The organism is Tatumella sp. UCD-D_suzukii (assembly GCF_000611875.2).
In the GTDB taxonomy this organism is placed as follows: domain Bacteria; phylum Pseudomonadota; class Gammaproteobacteria; order Enterobacterales; family Enterobacteriaceae; genus Tatumella; species Tatumella ptyseos.
The window spans coordinates 1-831 of the sequence record NZ_JFJX01000034.1 but is presented as its reverse complement, the minus strand read 5'-3'; the positions used below and the strand labels follow the sequence as shown (position 1 = coordinate 831).

The 831-nt window shown below is 65.3% G+C and carries 1 protein-coding gene; it reads right to left on the bottom strand.

The window, feature by feature from the left end; all coding sequences use genetic code 11:
- The coding region (locus CG67_RS07100; protein ID WP_038024737.1) for an Ig-like domain-containing protein at positions 1–831 on the bottom strand (831 nt) is incomplete at both ends.

Sequence of the window (831 nt, the reverse complement as noted above, 5' to 3'; positions counted from 1 at the left end):
ATTACCGTTACCGTCGGTCAGTTCGACATCACCGGCTGCTGCCGGTGCCGTGGTCTCGATCGTGACAGGAATAGCCGCCGAAGGCTGGCTGGTATTGCCGGCGGCATCGGTGACCGTGGTGGTGATACTGTGGCTGCCGTCGGCCAGGGCCGGCAGGGTGCTGCTCCAGCGGCCGTCGCTGCCCGCGGTAGCGGTGCCGATGGCTTTACCGTTGTCGAGGATAGTGACGGTGTCGCCGGCTGCCGCAGTCCCTTTCAGGACCGGGGTGGTGTCATTTGTCTCCGCTCCGGACAGGTTATTACCGTTACCGTCGGTCAGTTCGACATCACTGGCTGCTGCCGGCGCCGTGGTCTCGACCGTGACAGGAATCGCTGCCGAAGGCTGGCTGGTATTGCCGGCGGCATCGGTGACCGTGGTGGTGATGCTGTGGCTGCCGTCGGCCAGGGCCGGCAGGGTGCTGCTCCAGCTGCCGTCGCTGCCCGCGGTGGCGGTACCGATGGCTTTACCGTTGTCGAGGATAGTGACGGTGTCGCCGGCTGCCGCGGTCCCTTTCAGGACCGGGGTAGAGTCATTTGTCTCCGCTCCGGACAGGTTATTACCGTTACCGTCGGTCAGTTCGACATCACCGGCTGCTGCCGGTGCCGTGGTCTCGATCGTGACAGGAATAGCCGCCGAAGGCTGACTGGTATTGCCGGCCGCATCGGTGACGGTGGTGGTGATACTGTGGCTGCCGTCGGCCAGGGCCGGCAGGGTGCTGCTCCAGCTGCCGTCGCTGCCCGCGGTAGCGGTACCGATGGCTTTGCCGTTGTCGAGGATAGTGACGGTGTCGCC